This is a genomic window from Paenibacillus sp. BR2-3 (assembly GCF_046529485.1).
Taxonomy (GTDB): Bacteria; Bacillota; Bacilli; order Paenibacillales; family Paenibacillaceae; genus Paenibacillus_AQ.
Genome location: NZ_CP126311.1, coordinates 3,762,404 through 3,784,915 on the forward strand (window position 1 = coordinate 3,762,404; position 22,512 = coordinate 3,784,915).

At 47.8% G+C, this 22,512-nt stretch carries 21 protein-coding genes; 5 read left to right on the forward strand and 16 right to left on the reverse strand.

Going from position 1 to position 22,512, the window contains the following annotated elements:
• Positions 1-19 precede the first annotated feature (19 nt).
• The 4 genes from PaeBR_RS18150 to PaeBR_RS18165 form a co-directional block, all read right to left on the reverse strand.
• A complete protein-coding gene (locus PaeBR_RS18150) occupies positions 20-1,858 on the reverse strand; it encodes a UbiD family decarboxylase (protein ID WP_410511924.1) in 1,839 nt (612 codons plus the stop codon).
• The gene (locus PaeBR_RS18155; RefSeq protein WP_410511925.1) at positions 1,855-3,042 is read right to left on the reverse strand and encodes an alanyl-tRNA editing protein; all 1,188 of its coding nucleotides are present in this window, start codon (positions 3,040-3,042) and stop codon (positions 1,855-1,857) included. The genes PaeBR_RS18150 and PaeBR_RS18155 overlap by 4 nt, the downstream gene beginning before the upstream one ends.
• Positions 3,043-3,389: 347 nt before the next feature.
• On the reverse strand, positions 3,390-4,808 hold the full coding sequence (locus PaeBR_RS18160) for an FAD/NAD(P)-binding protein (RefSeq protein WP_410515231.1): 1,419 nt from the start codon (positions 4,806-4,808) through the stop codon (positions 3,390-3,392).
• A 270-nt stretch (positions 4,809-5,078) separates the two neighbouring features.
• Complete coding sequence (locus tag PaeBR_RS18165; protein WP_410511926.1) at positions 5,079-5,456, reverse strand: hypothetical protein; 378 nt, start codon at positions 5,454-5,456, stop codon at positions 5,079-5,081.
• A gap of 182 nt (positions 5,457-5,638) precedes the next feature.
• Between PaeBR_RS18165 and PaeBR_RS18170 the strand changes: the two genes are divergently transcribed.
• From PaeBR_RS18170 to PaeBR_RS18180, 3 genes are all read left to right on the forward strand, one after another.
• Entirely contained in the window at positions 5,639-5,941 is a 303-nt protein-coding gene (locus PaeBR_RS18170; RefSeq protein ID WP_410511927.1) for a hypothetical protein, read from the forward strand.
• Positions 5,913-6,875: a S8 family peptidase gene (locus tag PaeBR_RS18175; protein ID WP_410511928.1), complete on the forward strand. Its 963-nt coding sequence runs from the start codon at positions 5,913-5,915 to the stop codon at positions 6,873-6,875. The genes PaeBR_RS18170 and PaeBR_RS18175 overlap by 29 nt, the downstream gene beginning before the upstream one ends.
• Positions 6,876-6,954: 79 nt before the next feature.
• The gene (locus PaeBR_RS18180; RefSeq protein ID WP_410511929.1) at positions 6,955-7,095 is read left to right on the forward strand and encodes an alpha/beta fold hydrolase; all 141 of its coding nucleotides are present in this window, start codon (positions 6,955-6,957) and stop codon (positions 7,093-7,095) included.
• Between the two features lie 404 nt (positions 7,096-7,499).
• Here the strand turns inward: PaeBR_RS18180 and PaeBR_RS18185 are convergent, their stop codons facing one another.
• Entirely contained in the window at positions 7,500-8,105 is a 606-nt protein-coding gene (locus PaeBR_RS18185; protein ID WP_410511930.1) for a LysE/ArgO family amino acid transporter, read from the reverse strand.
• A gap of 69 nt (positions 8,106-8,174) precedes the next feature.
• Positions 8,175-9,704 carry a B12-binding domain-containing radical SAM protein gene (locus PaeBR_RS18190; protein WP_410511931.1) on the reverse strand — a complete coding sequence of 510 codons (1,530 nt, stop codon included), beginning with the start codon at positions 9,702-9,704 and terminating at the stop codon, positions 8,175-8,177.
• A gap of 164 nt (positions 9,705-9,868) precedes the next feature.
• On the opposite strand from PaeBR_RS18190, the gene PaeBR_RS18195 reads away from it, so the two are divergent.
• On the forward strand, positions 9,869-10,051 hold the full coding sequence (locus tag PaeBR_RS18195; protein WP_410511932.1) for a S8 family serine peptidase: 183 nt from the start codon (positions 9,869-9,871) through the stop codon (positions 10,049-10,051).
• A gap of 195 nt (positions 10,052-10,246) precedes the next feature.
• On the opposite strand, the gene eat is transcribed toward PaeBR_RS18195, so the two are convergent.
• From eat to PaeBR_RS18225, 6 genes are all read right to left on the reverse strand, one after another.
• Positions 10,247-11,602, reverse strand: a complete 1,356-nt coding sequence (eat, locus tag PaeBR_RS18200) for an ethanolamine permease (RefSeq protein ID WP_410511933.1) — start codon at positions 11,600-11,602, stop codon at positions 10,247-10,249.
• A gap of 98 nt (positions 11,603-11,700) precedes the next feature.
• A complete protein-coding gene (gene eutC, locus PaeBR_RS18205) occupies positions 11,701-12,423 on the reverse strand; it encodes an ethanolamine ammonia-lyase subunit EutC (RefSeq protein ID WP_410511934.1) in 723 nt (240 codons plus the stop codon).
• A gap of 31 nt (positions 12,424-12,454) precedes the next feature.
• Complete coding sequence (locus PaeBR_RS18210; RefSeq protein ID WP_410511935.1) at positions 12,455-13,819, reverse strand: ethanolamine ammonia-lyase subunit EutB; 1,365 nt, start codon at positions 13,817-13,819, stop codon at positions 12,455-12,457.
• Positions 13,820-13,896: 77 nt separating this feature from the next.
• On the reverse strand, positions 13,897-15,372 hold the full coding sequence (locus tag PaeBR_RS18215; RefSeq protein WP_410511936.1) for an ethanolamine ammonia-lyase reactivating factor EutA: 1,476 nt from the start codon (positions 15,370-15,372) through the stop codon (positions 13,897-13,899).
• 148 nt (positions 15,373-15,520) lie between these two features.
• Positions 15,521-16,093 (reverse strand): ANTAR domain-containing response regulator, encoded by a 573-nt coding sequence (locus tag PaeBR_RS18220; RefSeq protein WP_410511937.1) that lies wholly within the window; start codon positions 16,091-16,093, stop codon positions 15,521-15,523.
• Entirely contained in the window at positions 16,090-17,562 is a 1,473-nt protein-coding gene (locus PaeBR_RS18225; RefSeq protein WP_410511938.1) for a sensor histidine kinase, read from the reverse strand. The genes PaeBR_RS18220 and PaeBR_RS18225 overlap by 4 nt, the downstream gene beginning before the upstream one ends.
• 253 nt (positions 17,563-17,815) lie before the next feature.
• On the opposite strand from PaeBR_RS18225, the gene PaeBR_RS18230 reads away from it, so the two are divergent.
• Entirely contained in the window at positions 17,816-18,901 is a 1,086-nt protein-coding gene (locus PaeBR_RS18230; protein WP_410511939.1) for a glycosyltransferase family 8 protein, read from the forward strand.
• A gap of 88 nt (positions 18,902-18,989) precedes the next feature.
• Here the strand turns inward: PaeBR_RS18230 and PaeBR_RS18235 are convergent, their stop codons facing one another.
• The 4 genes from PaeBR_RS18235 to PaeBR_RS18250 form a co-directional block, all read right to left on the reverse strand.
• Complete coding sequence (locus tag PaeBR_RS18235) at positions 18,990-19,958, reverse strand: aldo/keto reductase (RefSeq protein WP_410511940.1); 969 nt, start codon at positions 19,956-19,958, stop codon at positions 18,990-18,992.
• Between the two features lie 79 nt (positions 19,959-20,037).
• Entirely contained in the window at positions 20,038-20,475 is a 438-nt protein-coding gene (locus tag PaeBR_RS18240; RefSeq protein WP_410511941.1) for a hypothetical protein, read from the reverse strand.
• Between the two features lie 12 nt (positions 20,476-20,487).
• Entirely contained in the window at positions 20,488-20,925 is a 438-nt protein-coding gene (locus PaeBR_RS18245) for a LytTR family DNA-binding domain-containing protein (RefSeq protein WP_410511942.1), read from the reverse strand.
• A 226-nt stretch (positions 20,926-21,151) separates the two neighbouring features.
• A complete protein-coding gene (locus tag PaeBR_RS18250; protein WP_410511943.1) occupies positions 21,152-22,414 on the reverse strand; it encodes an MFS transporter in 1,263 nt (420 codons plus the stop codon).
• Positions 22,415-22,512 lie beyond the last annotated feature (98 nt).

Genomic DNA, 22,512 nt, shown 5'->3' on the forward strand with positions numbered 1-22,512 from the left:
GCCCTTCTTATATAGTGAATCACGATAACCGAATACCGCCTAAGCTGGCACCTTTAGCAAACAATCTCTCGATGTTCTTTTCCACCTTTGGATCGGGTATTAATGGCGGTGCCTGATGTGGCTTAACGCGGGCGTCAATAATCACATTATCACATGCCCAATGCTTGTAATCATAAAAACTGTTCACACCATATATGTCATGGGAAGGATTACTGCGTGTGAAGGTAGCCCACAGAAAATTATCAACCGTCGCACTTATAAAGGCACTGTCATCCGCAAAGATAATCATAGGACAAGAAGAAAGCGCCCCTTTTTCCCCGATAGCCTCACTTAGACCATTGATTTCCTGTTGAGCTTCCGTGTAACTTGTAAATTTAGAGCCTTGGATCACCACGATCCCCGGCATCACCAATCTTGGCTCCCCAAATCCTGGCAGCTCCTTCAAAATATCCGGAACCTCTGTGCATAATTCCCTTTTGGGCTCTCCAACCGCTGCGAAAACAACCTTGCTGCCAGTGTTTAAGCCTGTGCCTGAATAATCAAGGGTATCAATGGTCGTATTTGTATAAAAATGAATGTCCCGCCGAAGATCGATGCGCTCCAGGATATAGGTTAGAAAATCCTCAACATGATGCGTACTTATGGCCCGCTTCTCTTCTGCCGTAATGAATAAAAACTTGGCCAAACTCAGTTGTCCCGTTCCCAAAATCCGATTAGCCATCGTAAGAATCTCGGCCGGCTGCTTAATTTGCTGATATGGGGTATAACGTTCACTTCCAATCGCAAAGAGCAAGGGATGCACACCGGCAGCATCTAAAGCGTGCACTTCTTTAACACCAGGGATTTCTTGCTTAATCGCATCCCCTGTCAACTCATGAATCAACGCTCCAAATGCGGTATCTTCCTGAGGCGGCCGGCCTACGACGGTAAACGGAAATATGGCGCCTTGTCTGGCATACACTTTATGCACTCTCATTACCGGAAAAGGATGCGTAAGACTGTAGTAACCCAAATGATCCCCGAAAGGTCCCTCCGGTTTGGTCTCTTCAGGATAAATTTCTCCTGTAATCACAAAATCAGCATCATTGCTGATACAGAAACCATCTACATAGCTGTAGCGGAAATGACGACCTGACAGTAATCCTGCAAAGGTCAGCTCGCTCATCCCTTCCGGCAGGGGCATAATGGCCGATAATGTGTGCGCCGGAGGACCGCCAATAAAAATACTCACTTTAAGAGGTTTTCCTTGCTTATTCGCTTTGTCCTGATGGACTCCGATACCGCGATGAATCTGATAGTGAATTCCGACTTCCTTATTCATTTCATAGTCGTTGCCACTCAGCTGAACACGGTACATCCCCAGATTCGAATTCATAATTCCCGGCTTGTCGGGGTCTTCGGAATACACCTGAGGCAGGGTGACGAAAGCACCGCCATCTTCTGGCCAATGCTTAATGAGCGGAAGATCAGAGATTTGGATTTCCTGAAAAGCTGCGGGCAGACCGCCCATGGATTTCAAAGGTAATGCTCTTCGTGCGGAAAGTCCCGTCCCTGCGTATTTCAATGGATTTTTAAGAGCTTTCATCGGATCATTGCGCAGAGCGATTACGTTCTGGGCAGTCTCCCAAGTATCCCGAAAAATAAACTTACTCCGTTCCACGGTCCCGAACAGGTTGGATACGGCACGAAACTTCGAACCTTTTACCTTTTCAAACAGCAATGCAGGCCCGCCAGCCTCAAAAACCTTCAGGTGTATGGCAGCCATTTCAAGCTCAGGATCCACCTCTTCGTGAATACGAACCAAATGTCCGTGCTTTTCCAAATCGTTGACGCATTCTTCTATATTGCGATAGTTCATTTCATAGCTCCGATCTCTAACTGTGATTGTCTTGTGAATTCATAGAAAGCAACTGCATCCTCCCAGGTCGGGAATCCCGCCTGTGCTAGTTTATCGCTGCCTCCGCCTTTTCCATTGAACGATCCCAGATGATTCTTGAAGAACGATCCACAGGAAAGATCCGTACTCCCGTTATGAGCCAGTACAATCTTGTTCTCGGCAGCAGTGGCAAGCAGCACGGGAAGGTGGCTTTCTGCAGTCAGCTTGCCCGCCAGATTCTGCAGATCTTTAAGCGACTTATCCTCAAAAATATGCGAGATCAGACGGTCTTCATGGTTGGACAGCAGCTCCTGCGCCACATAACCATCGTTCTTCTCTTTAAGAAGCGTTAACTCAGCCTGCAGTTGCTTCTGTTCATGCTCCCACTTTTCAATCCGGTCGATAATCTCGTCTTTACCGGTATTGAACTTGGTGGACAAGACGCCCAAAATCCGCAGGCTTTCATTAAACTCCTCCAGGGCGCGGGTTCCGCATTTGAAGTAAAGCCGAGTGTTTCCCTTTTGCTTGTCCGCTTTCAGCAGCTTTATTATACCAATTTCGCCCGTAGACGAGACATGAGTCCCTCCGCAAGCGTTATATTCCACGTCTTTTATTTCAACAATCCGGATATTCTCCGTCACCTTCGGTTGTTTGACAAGCTGCAACTGAGCCATTTCTTCCCCCGTGACAAAATAACTCACGATGCTGTGGTTCAGGTAAATTTGCCGGTTCACTTCTTGCTCGATGGAAGCCAGCTGAACCGGGTTCAGCTCCGGCTGCTCCACGTCGATGGTAGCATAGTCCGAACCCAGATGAAAGCTTACCGTCATGGCCTGATAGAGATTACGGCACACTGCCGAGAGCAGATGCTGGCCGCTATGCTGCTGCATATGATCAAACCTTCTATTCCAGTCTATCCGGCAATTTACCTCGGTCTCTTCGGGCAGACGTTCCAGCTTATGAAGGACTTTTTCCCCCTCGATGATCACATCAAGTACAGGAATTCCGTTGATCCATCCTTCATCACAGGGCTGTCCGCCCCCATGCGGATAAAAAGCGGTCTCCTCCAAAATGACATAATACCCATCGTCTCTTTCCAGCCTTTGGCTGATGCCTGTTTGCCATTCGGTCAGATAGGCAGAATCGTAATACAGCTTGCTAGTCATAATTATTTTCCTTTCCTAACAATGTCCACATCATTATCTCCGCAGTTGTTCTTCATGCATCGTATCCCATATTTGTTAGGCGAGCAATAGTACGGGTACCGAACGCTCATTGTTGAATAACATACTGAAATCGCCTATTTTTCGTGGACTCGCGGACTCAGGAGCAGCTATTTGCTGTAAATCTCTTTATATTACCTCTTTTAAGAGAAATAACGGAACTACAGTCCGCGCACTCATTCTACACAGGAAAAAGCCGCCAAATTCCCGAAATATTCAGCGGCTTCCCATATATTGATCCCAGGGAGATCGCCTCCCGGAATCCTAAGTAGTATGATGTATTTTCACTACTATTCCTTTTTCGGCCATTCGCCGATAAATTCAGCTTCATTATAGGAAAAGAAGTTACTCAAAATCTCTTCGCGGTTATCGAGGAACAGCTGGTCCGCTACACCGGATACGAGCTTGGGTATTGCATTTTTCAGCCCTGATATCGCAGAGGCCGAAAGGCCACAGCTGGCTAATGCCGAATAGTTAAAAACAAAAAGTCCATGCAGCAGTTCTTTGCCTGCTTCATCACGGCTTGTGAAAGCAAATCCGGGGCTCAGGAAAGGGTGTGCATCAAGCAGCGGATTTGCTCTCTCTACCGGGGCTTTGTAGCAGTCTCTCCAGCGGGCAATGTGGCTTTCAACAAGCCGGAGCTCCGGACGCAGGCCCGGATCGCTGAGAAGACCTGTGCTGAGAATCAGGAAATCGAAGGTGAATTTACCCTGAGGTGTGGTCACCACTGCTCCCTCATCTGCAGCCTCCACATCGAGCCATGGCGCACCAAGATGCAGTTGAAACCCGGGCCAAGCTGCTGCCCGTTCAAAGGTATCGTTGGTTGGAGGCTGATTGTAATTGAAGAAATGGGAAATCGCTGCGTATTTATCAGCATTGGAAAGAACGTGGAAACGCTCGATCATGCCTGAAAGCTCCATCTGGCGGATCGGGTTGATACTGGGCAGCTTTTCGCGGCGGACAAAGATATGGGTTTCGGCCACTCCCGCAGACAGTGCAAAATTGGCATTATCAAAAGCCGATGCGCCCCCGCCCAAAATCGCAATTCTTTTGCCCCTAAGCTTATCAAAGTCAATCACTTCCGAAGTATGGGCATAGAGATGATCAGGTAATTTCTCAGCAATCATGGGAGGCACATGCCACTCGCCGCCGCCCTGAATTCCAGTGGCTAAAACAACCTTGCGAGCCAGTAAAAGATTGGACTTCGCCCCCGCCCCTTCTATATGTAAGCGGTGAATCCCTTTTTCAGCAGGCTCGATCAGCTTCAGCTTCACTTCGTTGACTACGGAAAGACCGAGGATTTGCCGATACCAGCGTAAATAGTTCATCCATTCGCCCCGGGGAATCTTATCCACCTCTTCCCAGCCCTGCGGTCCGACCTGCGCTTCCCACCAGGATCGAAAGGTCAGCGATGGAATTCCAAGGTCGATGGAGGTCAAATGCTTGGGCGTCCGCAGCGTCATCATACGGGCGTAAGTTTCCCACGGACCTTCAAAGCCCTCGCTATTTTCGTCAATCACAAGAATGTTGGATACTCGTTCGCGCAACAGGCCAAAAGCCGCGCCTAATCCGCTTTGACCTCCCCCGACAATAACGACATCATAGACATGCCCTTCAGGATGGTTCATGGGCGGCACCCAATCCGGGCCTCCAAAGGCCAGACAGGAAAGATCTGTTTTCACACGTTCATTCAAGGTTTCCAGGCTCATCATTCCTCATACCTTTCCATGTCAACTTTTATGGCAGGTTTATCAACATGTCTGAGTTTATTTGCAGCAACTTTTTGTGCTAATGGCCATATTATATCTTGTTATCTCTGCCTTTTAATAGTTTATGGCATGTTTATTGTCATTATATCTAAATTTCTTGCTTCTAATTGTATGCAATAACTAACATATCCTATAACAAAAGAATAGGGGTATCCCACAGCCATTTTGCATGACTTTTAGGACACCCCTATATTTTATAGGAAGATTTAATCAAAATCTGGCAACATAAAATTCACGATCGGCCGGGACTGTTCTGGTAACCAGCACAACATCCTCTGCATTTCTTATTCTTAGCGTATAAGACACTGTTGTTAACGTGCTGATCGTAGGGAATCTGACTACACCAAAATCATCGAAATCAGCAGTTACGGTTGTACCTCCAGTGGTTAATGAAGCACTCCAGCCAGTAGTATCTCTAGGCACAGGCGTTGCGGCTAAATTCGTCGCAAGTACAATGAATCTGTCAAGGGTCTGTCTAATTCTCCGTCTCTTTCTTGGTGCAGCTGCTTTCACTTTTTTAGCCATCAACGCTTTTTTAGCTATCAATGCTTTGCTAGACAAAGGAGTTCTTTTTATAGGAGCTTTCATTTACTTCACCACTTTCTATTAGGATACAATAATAGATGCTTTATGAGCATTGCCTGAAACGCCTTATTGCCTACTAATTCAGAAAATGAGTTTATCTCCTAGATTAATAGATGCGTACCCACGGGTTCAGCAGTGCATACAATGCACTGGAGAGGTGAGCCAATAACTATGAACAAACAGGTTTGGTTGAAAAAAAACACTGCGAAAATCAATCGTCCTTTGCGAAAAAAGATTCGACAATCGTATGTCCCGGGCCGCAAGCCGGCTGCAATTCCGGTCATTATTCAATTCAAACAAAAAATAAATCCAGCCCGAATTCAGGCTTTACACAAGCATTTAGGCTATCATCCCTGCCCCATCCTACGCCATCTCCCCCTGCTCAATTCAGTATCATCCAAGGTTTCGGTGAAATGTTTGGAACGGATGTGCGGCTGGAAAGGGGTTGGCAAAATATATTTGGATGGAATCAAAAAAACATCGCTTAATATAGCGACACCTTCAATCGGTTCTACAGCGGTTCAAAGGAAAAAAGGCCTTACCGGAAAAGAGATCAACATCGCGATTATCGACACCGGGGTATTTCCGCATCCGGATCTGACCCGGCCCGTTAACCGGATTGTGGCCTTTAAAGACTTTATCAGAAACAGAAAGCGGCCCTACGACGATAATGGTCATGGCACACATGTCGCAGGAGATGCTGCAGGAAACGGATGGGTAAGCAAAGGGAAATACAAAGGTCCTGCCCCGGAAGCGGGAATCGTTGGTGTTAAAGTTTTAAATCGTGATGGCAGTGGGTATGACTCCACGATTATTAAGGGAATCGAGTGGTGTATTGCGAATCGGAAACGGTTAAAGCTGCGCATTCTTTCGATGTCTTTCGGGGGTCCGGTCAATTCCACATGCGCGGACGATCCTCTATGTCAGGCCGCAGAAAAAGCAGTTAAAGCCGGACTTACCGTCGTAATCGCAGCCGGAAACAACGGCCCCGGTCGCCGTACGATTGAGTCCCCGGGAAACAGCCCCTTGGCCATTACTGTCGGAGCGGTGGACGATCGCCGCACCCTCGTGCAGGCGGACGACCGTATTACCTCATTTTCCAGCCGCGGACCTGCATTTAGGGGCCGAACGAAGCCGGACTTAGTCGCCCCGGGCGAGTCGATCATCTCGCTGCGGGCCCCCCGCTCCAAGTTGGATCGCGAGTTTCCTTACCTGCGGATCGGCAAACAATATTTTGTGCTATCCGGTACCAGTATGTCCACGCCAATTGTCTCTGGTGCGGCTGCCCAATTGCTGCAAAGTAATCCATCTCTCACTCCCATGCAGGTTAAGGCGATACTGAAAAGGAATGCGTTTCGTCTCAAGCTGGGAGCCAACACAGCAGGAAGCGGCGAGATCAATGTGAGGTTTTTAGCAAAGTAACAGGCGTTTAACATGATAATTTACATTTGAAAATCAATTTTCGTATTTTCTGATGACAAACGAGGAGAAAGAAACGATTATGAGGCTGCATCCAGCATTTGCTGACCATACGATTTTTGAGACACAGCTTGCTTATTTCAGGAAAGAATATCAGGTAATTCTGTTGGATCTGCCTGGTCACGGCAACAGCCATATCATAGGATCTAAAGTCACCATATAAGATATGCCGAAATTTCAAACCAATTCTTGTTAGACAACAGCATTGAAGCTTTCTATTTTCTGGGTGTCCCGCTGGGATCACTATTGCACAAGCGTTTGCTGACCGATATCCGAATCAGGTTAGGGAGGATATTCTATATACAAAGCGAATGAGAATGTACTGAAGAGTCAATAAACAGAAGGGCTTAAATGGATCCTTTATATCTTTTTTCTATGAAGAAATTAAGATGTTATGTTACTACATTTTCATGCCGCAATCCAGGCGGTGACAGGTTTGCTTAAGGGGTTCGACATTTTAGAAGAAGGTCTTTTTCAGCTATGGCTGGTATGGATAAGCTTTTGTCTGGTTCGGGGCACTGCGTAAATGCAGATGCTCCCAATGAATTTAACATTGTTGTTCGATCTTCACCCAAATATAAAACTATACCCCATTTTCACACCAAAAAAAAGGATGACTAAGCCGCATAATACATTGATGACTTTGAGCATTTTAGTTCCAATTTTATTCTTATTAATAATCATTAACATCGTCAATGAAAAAAACCAAAACAATGAAGATGTTGAAACCCCTGCTATAAAAACCCCCGAATAATTAACTAAAGATGAGCGCATACCGCCAAGAATCACTGTTCCATCAATAATAGCCTGCGGATTAAGCCAAGTCACAGCAAAACAATGAGAGACCACTTTCATAAAAGATTTTGAGACTTGAACTTCTTCCGAATTTGAAGGTTTAGAGCGAATAAGTGAAATTGAAATTAAAACAATTGCAACCGTTCCAAAAATCATAAATACATTTTGGAGAATCGTGAATTTTTCTAAGAGCGAACCAATTCCATAAAAGCAAGCCAGAGCTAAAGATATATCAAAAAACGCTGTTACGAAAGCCGTTCGATATGCTCCCGCCCGATTCATGCTTAACGCCGAATTAATAACATACATGTTCTGCATCCCTATGGGTGCAACATAAGCCAAACCCAGTAAAAAGCCTTGAATCCATAACATAAACATAAATAAAACTCCTTTAGCTTCCACTATAACTGAATTTTCTTCTAAATTAAGTAAGATTCGGTCTACTAACTAAAGAGATACCTTCTTATACTGATCCGATACAGAAATATTATTTAAACCTAGCTCTTGATATATACTATGATAGTTTTCTTTATAATCTGTCTTCTTATCAAAGTATTTCTTTGAATGAGCTAATGCCAATAACCATAAGCAGTATATTTCCAGATCACTCAAATGGCCTGTTTCATATGGTGGAATACCACTTCCTAAGAGATCACAGTTCATAAGATATTTATTGGGATCTGTATCTAATAATTTAATATTATATTTTTCACTATTTTTAAAAAGAATAGAGCCCGGATATGGAGTCATGATAGAGAAGTGAGTAACGTCTACAAGTCCTTCATCAATCAAATTACCTACATATTTTATTGTATTAATACAAGTTTCTACAGTATCCCTTGGCAAACCTATCATAATATATGCTTGGATTTGTATATTGTATTTTTTTATTAATCTACAAGTATTTACAACATTATCAGTACTGATTTTTTTATTAATCTCTTCTAAAGCACTAACATTACTACTCTCGATCCCTAATGCAATTTGAATATTACCAGCCTTTACCATAAGCTTGATAACTTCTTCTTCAACATGAGGAGGATAAACTTGACACCACCATTTTACATTAAGGTTTCTATGTATAATTTCTTCACAGACCATTTTTGAATAGTCGGTGTCAAGTAAAAACTCCAAGTCACCCATAACAAAAAAATTCTTATTATATCTGGTCATAATATGTTCTATCTCATCTACAACCAATTGAACACTCCGTTGTCTTAATTCCCTAATGGAGGAATTATCAGCTGTACAATAGTAACAGTTGTTTTTGCAGCCACGAGTTGTATAAACTCTTGGAACGATAAATTCCAGATAAGAATCTTCGATTAATGAATAATCTAAGAAAGGTAATTCATTAAAATCTACGTTTCTTGATGCATTTTTCCTCATCATAGTCTCGCCACTCAAATAAGATAAGCCCTCAATCTCCGATAATGTTAATGGTCTTTGTTGAACAGCATCAAGTATATCTTTAACTACATATTCTCCTTCATTCCTTACAATGAAATCTATATTCTTATTTGACCGTAGAATAGATAAATCATTATTAGTAGGATAATATCCTCCCCAAAAGATATAGGCGTCATTATTTAGTTTTTTTATTTGATTGGTAATAAAATTGGCCCAATGATCTGATGACGTAACAACAGATATTCCGACCAATTTCGATTTGTATTTTGAAAGCTCATTCACTATATCTCTTTCATTTAATACAGAAAATTCAAATTTCCTCTTATGAAAGTCCATCAAATGAAAGTCTACAATTTTAACTTTATAATCAAATTTTTTTATATAAGAGGCAATTGATAAAATTCCATAGCTGCATTCCACGGGTAAGTCACCAAGTAATTTCCCGCCATTTTTCTCCATGGATTCCCAATACTCGCTCTCAATTTTCTGACTCTCACTGTGGTTTTTCGTATTTATAAACAATGGTGGTTGAATTAAAATGATATCGTAAATTTCATCATAACCCATTATTTTCACTCCTTGGTTTTTTTGGATAATAATACCTCCTTATATTATAGTATAATATATAAAATATCACACTCACTGAACCCCAAGGATTCGCCTCCTCAATAAACCGCCTCTATGTCAGGCCGCAGAAAAAGCTGTTAAATTTTGTGCTATCCGGTACCAGTATGTCCACGCCCATCGTCTCCGGTGCGGCCGCCCAATTGCTGCAGAGTAATCCGTCTCTCACTCCCATGCAGGTTAAAGCGATACTGAAAAGGAATACGTTTCGTCTTAAGCTGAGGGCCAACACAGTGGGAAGCGGCGAGATCAATGTGAGGTTTTTGCAAGGTAACAGGCGTTCCACCTGATTTGTAAGCTAACGCAGATTGTTTGAGGGCTTATTCACTCCCACCTTTCTTAGGGACATCCCCCTATTATGAATTAACCCAGAGGGATCGAGCCCCTGGGCTAATATCTGCTAGCGATGCTTTCTCGTGCAGCGGTTAGTTGCGTTAACGAGCGCTCTTTCCGTCCCGGTACCGGGCCTCCTAGCGTTTTTAACCTTATGGTTGTTCGGCGAAAGCCGCCTTCTCCGACGAAACCGAATGCCTTCCCCGCGCGGCATAATACAGGATTGCGGCGGCGTAGATGAACACGACCACCGCCCAGAGGGGAATGTTCACGCCAAGAATCGGCATGACCTTCACCATCATGCTGTAACGTACGACGCAGAATAGGAACAGCATGCCTAGCGCCAGCGCAACCGCCGGAACCACCGGGAACATAACCTGGAACGGACGGTCGAGGCGCGGCTCTTTGGCGCGCAGAATGAACAAGGAAATCATGCTCAGACAGTACATCAGCACCGCACCGAATACGGCAAGTTCAATCAAGGCGCTGGCAAAGGCTGCCGAACCCGCGCAGACGACACCGATGGCTCCTGGAATGAGCAGCCCCCATACCGGTACACCGTGGCGGTTCAATTTGGACAGGAATTTCGGGAAATATCCGGCGCGGGAAAGCGCATAGGTCTGGCGGGAATACCCGATGATGATGCCGTGCAGACTGGCGATCAGACCGACAAGGCCGATGACCGAGACCGCAATAACAATCCAGCTGCCTTCGCCATATACGTTACTGAGGGCCTGTGGCAGCGGATAATCCGCTGGTTTACCTTCACCGCCGCCGAGTCCAGCTGTTACAAGAAGAGTCAGCACGGTTGCCACCGCTAGAGTCAGAATACCGGAAATAAATCCGCGCGGAATGTCGCGTTTCGGATTCTCCACTTCCTCAGCGGCCATAGCCCCGCCTTCAATGGCCAGGAAGAACCAGATGGCAAAAGGAACAGCCGCGAGCACGCCGCCAAGCGCCACCGGGGGCGCCCCTGCGGGAGCAAGATTTTCGAGCTTCACATACGGTAGACCCGCCGTATAGAACAGCGCCAGACCGACGAGGGCAATAACGGTAGCGATTAGTTCGATCAGCGCCGCCCCCTTCATGCCGATCATGTTGATGACAATGAACAAGACAAAGATGCCAGTGGTTATAAACACGGGATTGACAGAAGGAATCAGGAAGTGAATGTACGCCCCGGTTGAAACTGCAATCGCCGGAGGAGCAAATACGAATTCCAGCAGACAGGCGATCCCGGTCACATATCCAGCGAACGGCCCCATGGCTCTTGCAGCATAGGCGGTAGGTCCACCCGCATTCGGAATGGACGTTGCGAGCTCGGCATAACTGAAGATGAAGCAGGCAAAAAAGACCGTCACCAGCAGCGAGGCGATAATCATCCCGATAACGCCTCCATCGGTAAATCCGTAATTCCAGCCAAAGTATTGTCCCGAGATGACCATGCCAACGGCGATGGCCCAAAGATGGATCGGCTTCAGCGTTTTGTGCAAAGTTTGATTTTCCATAGTAGTGTTTCACTCCTTTTATATAGTTACCTCTAAGAGAAGGTAATCAGGGCCAATCGGACTATCATCCGCAGCGCCGCACCGCTACCGCGGGCGGATTATACCTCAAGCTTCACACCGCTTACCTTCTGTTCGATCATCTTGCGCAGCAGCGTTCCGATATGTGCTCCGGCTTCCACAGGCGGCGTGCCGTTGGCATGAATGTTGGAGATTACCATCCGGTCGGAATCCTTTCGGCCAGGAACAGGGCGGTAGCACATATAAGCGCTCATGGAGGAGGCTGTTACGAGTCCCGGCCGCTCCCCGATGAATAAGACAAGCACCTCGGGGTTCAGCAGGCGGCCGATATCATCCATGACGCCCACCCTGCCGCCCTTGACAAAAAATGGCGTTCCCTCCGCAAGTCCATTGGCAGCAAGAGAATCACGCAGTGCGGGCAGTACATCCGCCAGATTATCGTCAATGGCCTTGGCGCTCAGCCCATCGGAGACGACGATCTGCACCTGGGGCCTGGGCGCACAACGCAGGGCAAGCACCTGAGCCCCTTCTTCGGTTAATGTGCGCCCGCTGTCGGGATATTTCAGATAATGCTCCTTGTCCCGGTACTGTGTTTCTACCATAAACAGACCGAATTCGGCGATCGTCTCCTCTCGGACCTCCCCGTAAACGGCATCAACAGCTTCCGCATGGTCCAGGCGGAATTTCAGCATTTCTTGGGTCAGCGGCCGTGTTCCGGCCCGCCCGACATCAAGCCTTGCCGGTGTGTGTTTCATCCAATCCAGAAACCGGTCCGTTCCCCTGATGGTTCCGTTTATATTCATCCGCCTTCCCTCCATTTCTTTCCTGATGGGTTCAAAACATAAACCTTCTTGCATTTCCGGCCGCCGCCGTCAGGCGTCCTCCGGCCAGAATTCCAGTCTCCTCCAGCCACTTCTCAAAAGCCGGGACCGGCCGCTTGCCCAGCGTCTCGCGTATGGTCGCGATATCGTGGTAGCTCATAGACTGATAGTTCAGCATGCAATCGTCCGCCATCGGTACACCAATAACGAAATTAACGCCCGCTGAGGCCAGCAGCACCCCCAGCACCTCCATGTCATTCTGATCCGCCTTCATGTGGTTCGTGTAACAGATGTCCACCCCCATCGGAAGGCCGTGCATTTTGCCCATGAAATGGTCTTCCAGACCAGCCCGGATGACCTGTTTGCTGTCATAAAGGTACTCCGGGCCGATAAAACCAACCACCGTGTTTACGATGAACGGGTTGAACCTGCGGGCTAATCCGTAACAGCGCGCTTCCAGCGTCACCTGGTCGATGCCGAAATGGGCATCCGAGGAAAGCTCCGAACCCTGCCCCGTTTCAAAATACCAGCGGTTCGGCCCGAAGGCCGTTCCCCGTTCCCGGATCAGAGCATCTGCCTCCAGCAGCAACGCCATGTCGATGCCAAAGCCCTTGTTGCCTTCCTCGGTGCCGGCAAGGCTCTGGAACAGCATATCCGCTGGGGCGCCTTCATTCACCGCACGCATCTGAGTGGTGACATGGGCCAGCACGCAGTTCTGTGTCGGAATGTCCCAATGAGCGATGACCTCCTGGGTGGCATGCAGCAACGCCTTCATCGTTTCGGTAGTATCACTGACGGGATTGATCCCTATCACGGCATCGCCGACCCCATAAGCCAGCGCTTCAAAGAGCGATGCCTTCATACCCATCACATGGTCGGTCGGATGGTTCGGCTGCGCACGCGAAGCCAGCGTTCCCCGGTATCCGATCGAGGTGCGGCAGGTCGTGATGACTTCTATTTTGGCGGCTGCCTGGATTAGATCCAGATTGGACATAAGCTTGCACAACGCCGCGATCATTTCGCTGGTCATCCCCCGCCCCAGCCGAAGCAACTCGCTGCCGGACGTCTCCGTGCGTAGAATGTATTCCCGCAGCTCGGCAACCGACCAACCGCTGATGGAATCGTAAACTGTCCCATCCACTCCTTCTTCAATCACTCGCGACACTTCGTCGGTTTCCGGCGGAAGCGGTGTAGACCGGCGGATTTCAGACAGAAGACAGTCGGCCAGCAGCGATTTGGCTGCGATCCTCTCCGTCATATCTGCGGCGGCAATGCCGGCAAGCCTGTCTCCGGAACGTTCCTCGTTCGCCTTAGCAAGCAAGTCCTTTAAATCGCGGAAACGGTATTCCATTCCCCTCAGTGTTGTATTAAGCTTCAATGCCTCTCCCCCCTCAAAGTTTGTTTCTATGTTTGTAAAACTCCGTCCGATTCGCGCTCGATGCGCTGTAAATGCGTTTATCCGCTGAACACCAGACTCTTAATGACCACTGGCACCACATCTTCCTTGATCGGCTCACCCACATCGATATAATCGCCTTCCTGGGGACATAATTGATCCAGGCACACCAGCTTCCGCCGCTGCGGCTCGCCCAGCTTGCCGAGCAGCATGTATCCCAACGATTTGGCCATATCGCTCTCACAGACAAGCAGCATGACCGTGTCCCTAAGTTCCGCCGATCCGTACGCACTAATCAGGGCGTCCACGATCCGCTGCAGCCGACGGTAGGAGCAGTATCCGGCGGATCTAAGGCATAACGAAAAGGGCGGATCGCATCCGGCCTCAGCGTATACAGCGGTCCCTCGGGCGACGGCCCGGGTCACGGCGTCAAGCAGAAACCGGGCGTCCTCCCCCGCATCCGCCGCTTCGTTAGGCAGCTCGCAGACGACAACGGGGATGTTGCGCAGCGGCAGCAGGCCTGGGCTGTAATACATCGTTGCGCCGCTGACCTCGGTGGTCTGAGTGCCCGCCCCGATTGCCGTCGCTCGCGCAGACTGCTCCGCGGCCCGCACCGGAACGGCGAAGGATAGGGCAAGCTCTGCCAGCAGACTCGCAAGCAGCGGACCAATATCGCCGTGCCGGGCTGTCTCCGCTATACTGGCCGGCGGCGGTTCTTCCATCAAGCCTCCGACACCACCGGATATCCAGATCTCCTCCGGCAGCGGCAATGTTTCCGTCGGCCTCCCGACAAACAGCGGCTCCGCCCAAACCAGCGCCGAGTGCTCACCGCACACACAGCGGAGCAGGGTGTCCGACATTGCCCGGCACAGCTCCCGCAGTTCTTCGAAGGAGGTGTACGAACCCGCCTCCGGCAGAAGCACGTTCGCCATTCCAGAAGTCCACTTCCTCAAGGCAGGTGCGGTGTACAGCAGTCGGCCGCTTTCTTCCAGCCGGATCAGACGCCCGCCGATATGAAATGTGGCAGTGGCGACCAGACTTCCGCGGCAGAAATACGCGGTATTGGCGGTTCCTCCACCGATATCCACATTGGCAATGACCCCTTCCCGTTCGAGCGAACGGCGCTGAGCGCCGGAACCCTTGCCGGCCAGCAGTGCCTCCAGATCCGCTCCCGCAGTCGCCACCACGAATTGTCCGGCATGCCGGGCGAGCGCATGGGCCAATTCCTCGGCATTGCTTTTAGTGGCCGTCTCTCCGGTGATAATGACCGCCCCTGTCTGTACTCTTTCCGGCAGAAGTCCCGCCCTGATGTATTCTTCTTCCAGCAAGGAAACGACCGTTGGTACGTCGATTTCATCCTCGCCGAGAAGCGGAGTCGTATAGATTGGGCTGACGTATTCAATCACTCGTTCGGTAATCTCATACTTCGGCAGGGCAAATCCACCCGAGGTGCGCATCAACTTCAGTCTGGACAGCATCCATTTAGTGGTACTGGTGCCAAGATCAATGCCGACGCTGGTAATCCATTCCTCCATTTCCCACTCCCCCTTTTGCTGATTGAAACCCAAAAAGACGCACTGAACCGACAGCCCGTTACCCGCGCGAAAAGCGCGAAACGGCTACTCTGTCTGATCAAAGCGTCTTTGCTTTGTAAATACTATTCACTTGGGTAAAGGTCTTTCTTTAACCACCGTATTCCCGGATGACCGCCTCAGCCGTCTTCAGCAAGCTGTTTCTCTCCTGCATACTCCGGCTGCGGAGCCGGGCGTATGCCTCTTCCTCACCGATGGAGAATATATTCATCAGAATTCCTTTGGACTTTTCGATGACCCTGCGTTCCTCCATCTTATTCTTCAGCCCCCGCACATCCCCTTCCAAATCACGGAGTTTGCGCCGCTGCTCCAGACCGATTTCCACGGTCATCAGCAAACTCCCTTCGGTAAAGGGCTTCATTACGTACCCCGAAGCTCCAGCTTCCCTGGCGCTTTCAATCCATTCCTTACGGTAATGTGAGGTTAGAAGAATGATAACGGGATCATACCATTTGCAGAGTTGGCGCGCCGCCAGAAGACCGTCCAGCTTGGGCATGTGAACATCCATAATCACCAGCTCGGGCCGATGCTCGTAAGCCAGTCTGACAGCTTCTTCGCCGTTGCGGGCTTCCAGCGCTACCTCATACCCCGCTTTTAGCAAAATCTCCTTTACATCCAAGCGGATAATCGGTTCGTCATCGACTATCATAGCAGGAGTACTCATGATTCATCCTGCCCCTCAAGCGGAAATGTAAGGGTCATTCTAAGGAGCCCCGGCGATATGTCGTGCCGGACCCCACCGCCGAGCGTTTCTTCGGCCAGCATAATTATCAGGATTAGGCCAAGCGAACCCTCACCTTCTCCCGCGGCTTTTCCGTTCTCAGTATAGAAACTCTGTGACTCCAAGGAACCAGACCTGACATTGCCAGCCGATGTCGACAGAACAGTTTCCGCATGGCTTAAGACCGGCGAAGCCGTCCGCTCTTCCCAGATCAACTCCGCTTCCCTTCCATTTCGCCGCATCGATACTGAGATGGCTACTTTGCCATTCCGGTTCGGGGCATGCTTGACAGTATTCTGCAGAAGCTCATTCACGATCAGGGCGAGGGGGGCAAATTGCTCCGCATCCATTTTCACGGTCATCATATCCATTTCAAGGGCCAGTGGCTGCTCCGGCTCCACCATAGAGCTAAGCATCTCATCTACCAGTTCTTTCAGCAGTGGGCCTGCTTCTACCATTCCGGAGCCTTCCCGGGACAAAAAGCGGTGAATCCGCGCTACACCTTCAATCCGGTGCAAGCTCTCTTCAAAGATCTTAGCGATCTTCGGGTCTTGTTGGCGGCGCTGCTGCAACCTCAGCAGACTGATAATCGTCTGCATGTGGTTCTCTACCCGGTGCCGGATTTCCCGTAGAACAACGGATTTGGCACGAAGCTCGCGTTCCTTGTCCTTCATTTCCGTCCGATCTCGCAGCAGAACGACCTTGCCGGCCAGCTTGCCCTGACGCTCCAAGGGAACTAGTCTGCGAGTGTAAATCCTCTCGCCGATTCGGAGTTCATCCTCCCGCTCCCCGGTGTTCGCCACAACCGCTCCACCGCAGTTCAAGAGATCCTTGCCCCGCTCGTTGGCGTATCGAATGGCGCCCTCGTTGTCCACAAGCACAATGCCTTCCTCGAATAAATCAGGAATGCCACTGCGAGTCAGCGATTCTTCCAGCATCATCTCTACCAGGTAGGCGTTGGATTGTTCCAGCGACTCGATGCAGCGATCCCGCTCCACCTGCTCCGTAATATCCTGTTCCTGGATGAGAACCGCAATGATGTCTCCCGACACGCCCTGGATGGGAACCACCCGCTGGCGGATCGGTAAGTCCTCTTGCGATAAACCCCGGGCATCCGTTATCGGCCTCCCGGTACGAAAAACCTCGAACACACCAGGTTCATTTCCCGGAAGAGCAACCGCTCCGACCACATCCTTCTTGTAAAGGGACGGGGACCACGACGACTTACCATGCGCAATGACAATCGCTACACTGCCATCTATACTAAGGCAGTCAATGAACACATCGCCTTGCGAAAGGTCAGCCATCACGTCCAGTTGTGAAGCGAGATTCTCCACGACCGGAATATCTTCCGGGGACAGGTTGGTGAACTCCTCGCAAAGCGCCCGTATTGCAGACTGGTTCTGGTTCATCAATATCCGCCTCGCTCATGTAAGCTTATATTACGTAAGTATTTATATTTTTTCTTATTATAAGACTGTCACGTAAAATATGTCAATATACTTAACACGCATTATCGATGACAGTTCATCGAATTCAACCCGCTTTAAACAAAGTGCAAACCAAATTGGGTTAATTGCATAGGTAAAATGTCTATCCACTCATTCACGGCAAACGTATAATGTGTTACATTCTCACAAAAAACGTGAAGAGAGGATAAATCAGATGATTGAATTGGCCTTGGCTTTTCAGGATAAGGATGGGCATTATGCTGAGCATGCCGCAGTCGTTCTTGCGTCAGTTTTCCATAATACGAGTTCCCCGATTAATGTTCATATTTTGCATGATGAGACTTTGAACGAAGATAACAAGCAAAAACTGGTTGAATTAACATCCAGGTATAGCCAGACGATTAATTTTTATCCCATTACTATCCCTGATGATATGCTTCAGGTGATGGAGAGTGTTAGCTCAATTAATGTGTGGACCCCGGCCTGCATGTATCGATTGCTTATTCCCGCATTAATACCGGTAGACAAAATTATTTATCTGGACTGCGATGTTTTGGTAAATATGGACATTGTGGAGTTATGGCAAATAGAATTGGATAATTATTATTTGGGCGCAATTTGGGACCAGGGCATTATGGGAGTAGCGCAGATTATCAGCTCCAAGGGGCTGAATCCAGATCTTTATTTTAATTCCGGGGTTATCTTATTTTCTTTGAATAATATCCGCAGAAATCTTGGCTGGTACGAAGAAACACTACACTTCTTGCGGAATTTCCCCGATACCACCATGCCTGATCAGGATACATTGAATGCAGTTTTCGGAGGCAATTACCTCCCCTTGGATTTGCGTTTTAATTTATTCAATACTGCCACTCCTGATCACGACTTTACTAATAAAATTGTTCATTTTGCTGGAGCTGAAAAATTCTGGGATCAAGATTCTCCAGGTGCGGAACTGTATCAGAAATACCTCAGCCTTACCCCGTGGGGAGAAAATGATCCTGAAACACCTGTGGAAGCAACTCCTTTTGTTGCAAAGAAATCTGCTAAACACAAGAATAACAGGCCTTCCTATTCAGGCTTGAAACGAAAACAACGGAAAGTTACCCAAGAAAAAATGCGATTCAAAGAAAGCAGTAAACTGAGAATGAAAGACAAGCGAACGAATATAGTCTGGATTTCTATTTCTAGTTTGAAATTTATCAGACAGACGGAACAGATCAGAAGCACTAAGACGCTGGTAATCAGAAAAAAAAGACTGAATTCGATACCGTATCTGCCAGTGAATAAGGGGATATAGACCTGGCGTAAGGCCGTGAAGAAAAAAGCCGCCAAACACCAAGGTGTCCAGCGGCTTCTCATTTATGGAGCGCATTGAATTTGATCAGTTAGTTGTAAAAATTACGTACCCAACGGTGCGCTTTCAGCTTGGCTAGCTGGTCTTGGGAAAGCCCCAGGCCGTCTCCCACCTTCATGTTCCGTTCCACATTGGTAATCGAGCGCATGCCTGGAATGACCGTCGAAACTGCAGGGTGGCTAAGCACATAGCGCAGCGCCGTTTCGGCCATGTCGTTCACAGAAATATTTAAATCAGCAACAATGTGCTGCACCCGGTTGAACACTTCCTGCTTCCGGTCATTTTTGAAGTAATTGCTGCGGAAATCGTCTTTATCAAAGACCGTTTCCGGGGTTATCTTACCGGTTAATCCACCCTCATCAAGCGCAACCCGAACGATAACTCCGATATCATGCTTTTCACAGGCGGGCAGCAGATTGTCTTCCGGACTTTGTTCAAAAATATTATAGATAACCTGCACCGTATCCACGAGCCCGGTTTCAATCAGCTTGATCGCATTATCTGGCTGGAAGTCATTGATAGAAACGCCGAAAAAACGAATTTTCCCCTGTTCTTTCAGCTTCTGTACACCCTCCAGCCAATCACCTTTGCCAACCCACTCATCGGACCAGACATGGAACTGTTGAACATCAATGGTCTCAAGACCCAGATTGCGCAAGCTCTGCTCCGTGCAGGAAATCACGTGCTCGGCAGTAAACGCCTCTTCAGCAGGTACACCTGGACGAGCGGGCCACTGGCTGTTTTTCGGCGGAATTTTGGTAGCTACGTAAATGTTTCCAGCGTGTTCCCGAACGATTTGCCCAACAAGCTTCTCACTGTGTCCATCTCCATATCCAAGCGCAGTGTCAATAAAGTTCAGTCCCAGCTCAATGGACCGGTTAAGCGCTTTAAGCGATTCACGGTCATCTGCGCCAATCCATCCGGTTTTGCCGATCCCCCAGGCTCCGTAACCGACTTCTGATACTTTTAATCCTGTTCTGCCGAGCGTTCTGTAGTTCATAATTTCCCTCGCCTTCATTTTTTTTCATTCAGATCTCAAGTATACCTTGAAATCAGAATCTAAACTATATTTCGGGGGTTTACTCACTCCCACCTTTTTTATAATCATTCAGCTTTTCATTGAGCTGTTTTGCTTCTTTCTGACCATCCATGTACATCATTCCATGCACCAATACCTCGACAATAAAAACCACAAGAATAAGGGGTACGAAAATATCTTTATCAATCCTTGTATTGGTACTAAAAAACCATAACCATATGATGATCATTATATTTGCGAGCGCAGCACAACTGAAGAAGCTGATCATTTCAGCTTTTTTTCCTAACTCAAGCGTATTCACCAGAGCATACTTATAAAATGTAAATGCTGAAGCGAGTAATGCAATTTGCCAGAGCAGCGAAGCGTTCATCGTTTCTGGAGAATAAAGGCTCAAATACATTGCGACAATGATCATCAAACCTCCACAGGCGATCAAAAAATCCTTCAATATACACAATAAATATTTACTGATTTTCATTATGACCCCTCCTTATAACCCTAATTTTTGTTTGAGTACAGGAACATACTGTCTTGAGATAAAGACCTTTTCGCTATTCTCTAGCAAGGCTTCAAATCTTCCGTAGAGAACGGGGCTTACAGATACTATTTTTGCAAGGTTAAGGATGGTTGATTTCGAGGCTCTAAAAAAATCCCGATTCTCATATTCCGTCTCAATCTCATAGAGCCTGAGCCTGGATTCAAAAACCTTCTCCTGGCAATAAATAAACACCTTATTGTCTACAGATTCGAAATAAAAGACATCCTTAGGATTAATAATGTGCATTTGTAAATCCCTTATTCCAATAAGCTTTTTGGAACTTGATTTAATGGAGTAAATGAGCTGGAATAATGACTCATCAGGTTCATTGCATCTAAGGATGATTTCAGGCTCGCTTCCTGCAGGGATAGATTCAATCGTAATTTTCATCTTGGCACCCCCTAACTTTTTTGTGTTCCATTGCCGATCCTTCGCTTACATTTACAGTATATTTTTGTAATTTATTTAATACAATAGACGCTGTGTAACCTGCATTATTGGAGAGGTAAGCTGTAATGTTGGGGCGGTATTATGTGAAAATTTTTCCTAAAACAGGACCAGGGCCGCACCGTAATTGGTGCGACCCTGGTCGGCTGCTCTTTTAGCTTGTATTTCCCTACGATTCTTTTATGGTTTGCGAAGACACCTTTAGGGTTTCTGGTGCCTTTTGTCCCATGACCGGTAGCATCACCAAGGCACCGAGGAAGAACAAAAAGCCTGCCCCCGCATAGATCGAAACCAGCGGATAAGCATCCTTCAAAGTACCTGCCAAAGACATGGAAATGACCATCATGCCCGTAAACATCGGGTTCAACACTCCATTTACCCGACCAACAATCGATTCATGTGACCATTTCAGAATCATTGTACTGATCCCGATATGGATGCAAGGGAATGCGAGCCCATTAACAAATTGTGCGGCAAGCGTAACTGTGACACTTGTCGAGAGTCCGACGATGACTGTACATACGGCGCCTATTAGCATTCCAAGGCCAAGCAAGAACTGCGGTGCGACCCGCTTCGAAAATACAGCGACGATTCCACCCCCGAGCAGCATGGCTGCGCCGTTCACAATAAGCATGTATTGCAGAAATTCTTCAGGCTTGCCAAGCCGTTCTGTCACGATGAAAAGTCCGAGCGCTTGAGCGATCCCCACGGCGAGCCCCGCCAGTATGAACGCCACTCCAAGCATCCGAAGTACTTGACTCTCCCAAACATAACGAAATCCTTCGCTTATTTCCTTACGGAACTGGCCCTTCACTGCTTTAGCTTTCTGGTCAACCTTATCCTTAGGAAGGCGAAACAATACAACTGCGGAAAGCAGGAACACAATTCCCATAACCGCAATAGAAGATTCAAGCCCCAGGTTGCTGTAAGCAAAGGTACCGAGCATTGGTCCAAGCACCATGAATATCGCCATCAGTGACTGGAACAGTGCCATTCCCTGCTGCAACTGCTCTTCAGGCACATGTTGCTTAAACAGACGCATACCCGATGGCTGTGAAAACTGCGACAGAATGGCCGAGATGAATGTAACAAAATAAACAGAGTGCCATGATCCGAAATGAATCGTCAGCAAGACAACGAACACCGATACGGCCGACAACAGGTCGCACCAGATCATCGTTCTCTTCGGTAACCACCGATCAGCGAACGTGCCGCCAATAAATGAAAACACGAAAATCGGAGCGAATTCAGCTACGCTGATGAGCGAGATGGCGTATGGATCATTGCCCGTTTTGTCAGCGACATAAAGGAGAATAGCGAAATTACGAACCCAGATTCCGATCTGCAGCAGCACGTTGGAAAATATAATCGTCTGAATGAAACGATTGCTTAGCAGACTTGGGGGATTTGTGGTGTTCTGATGAGAATCCAAATTTTCAACTCTCCTTCTTTAAATGATGTACGTCTCCGTATGAAGCTTTCATAGAGACATTTTTTATTTCATATGGTTGAGTATAGTCAGGTAACTAA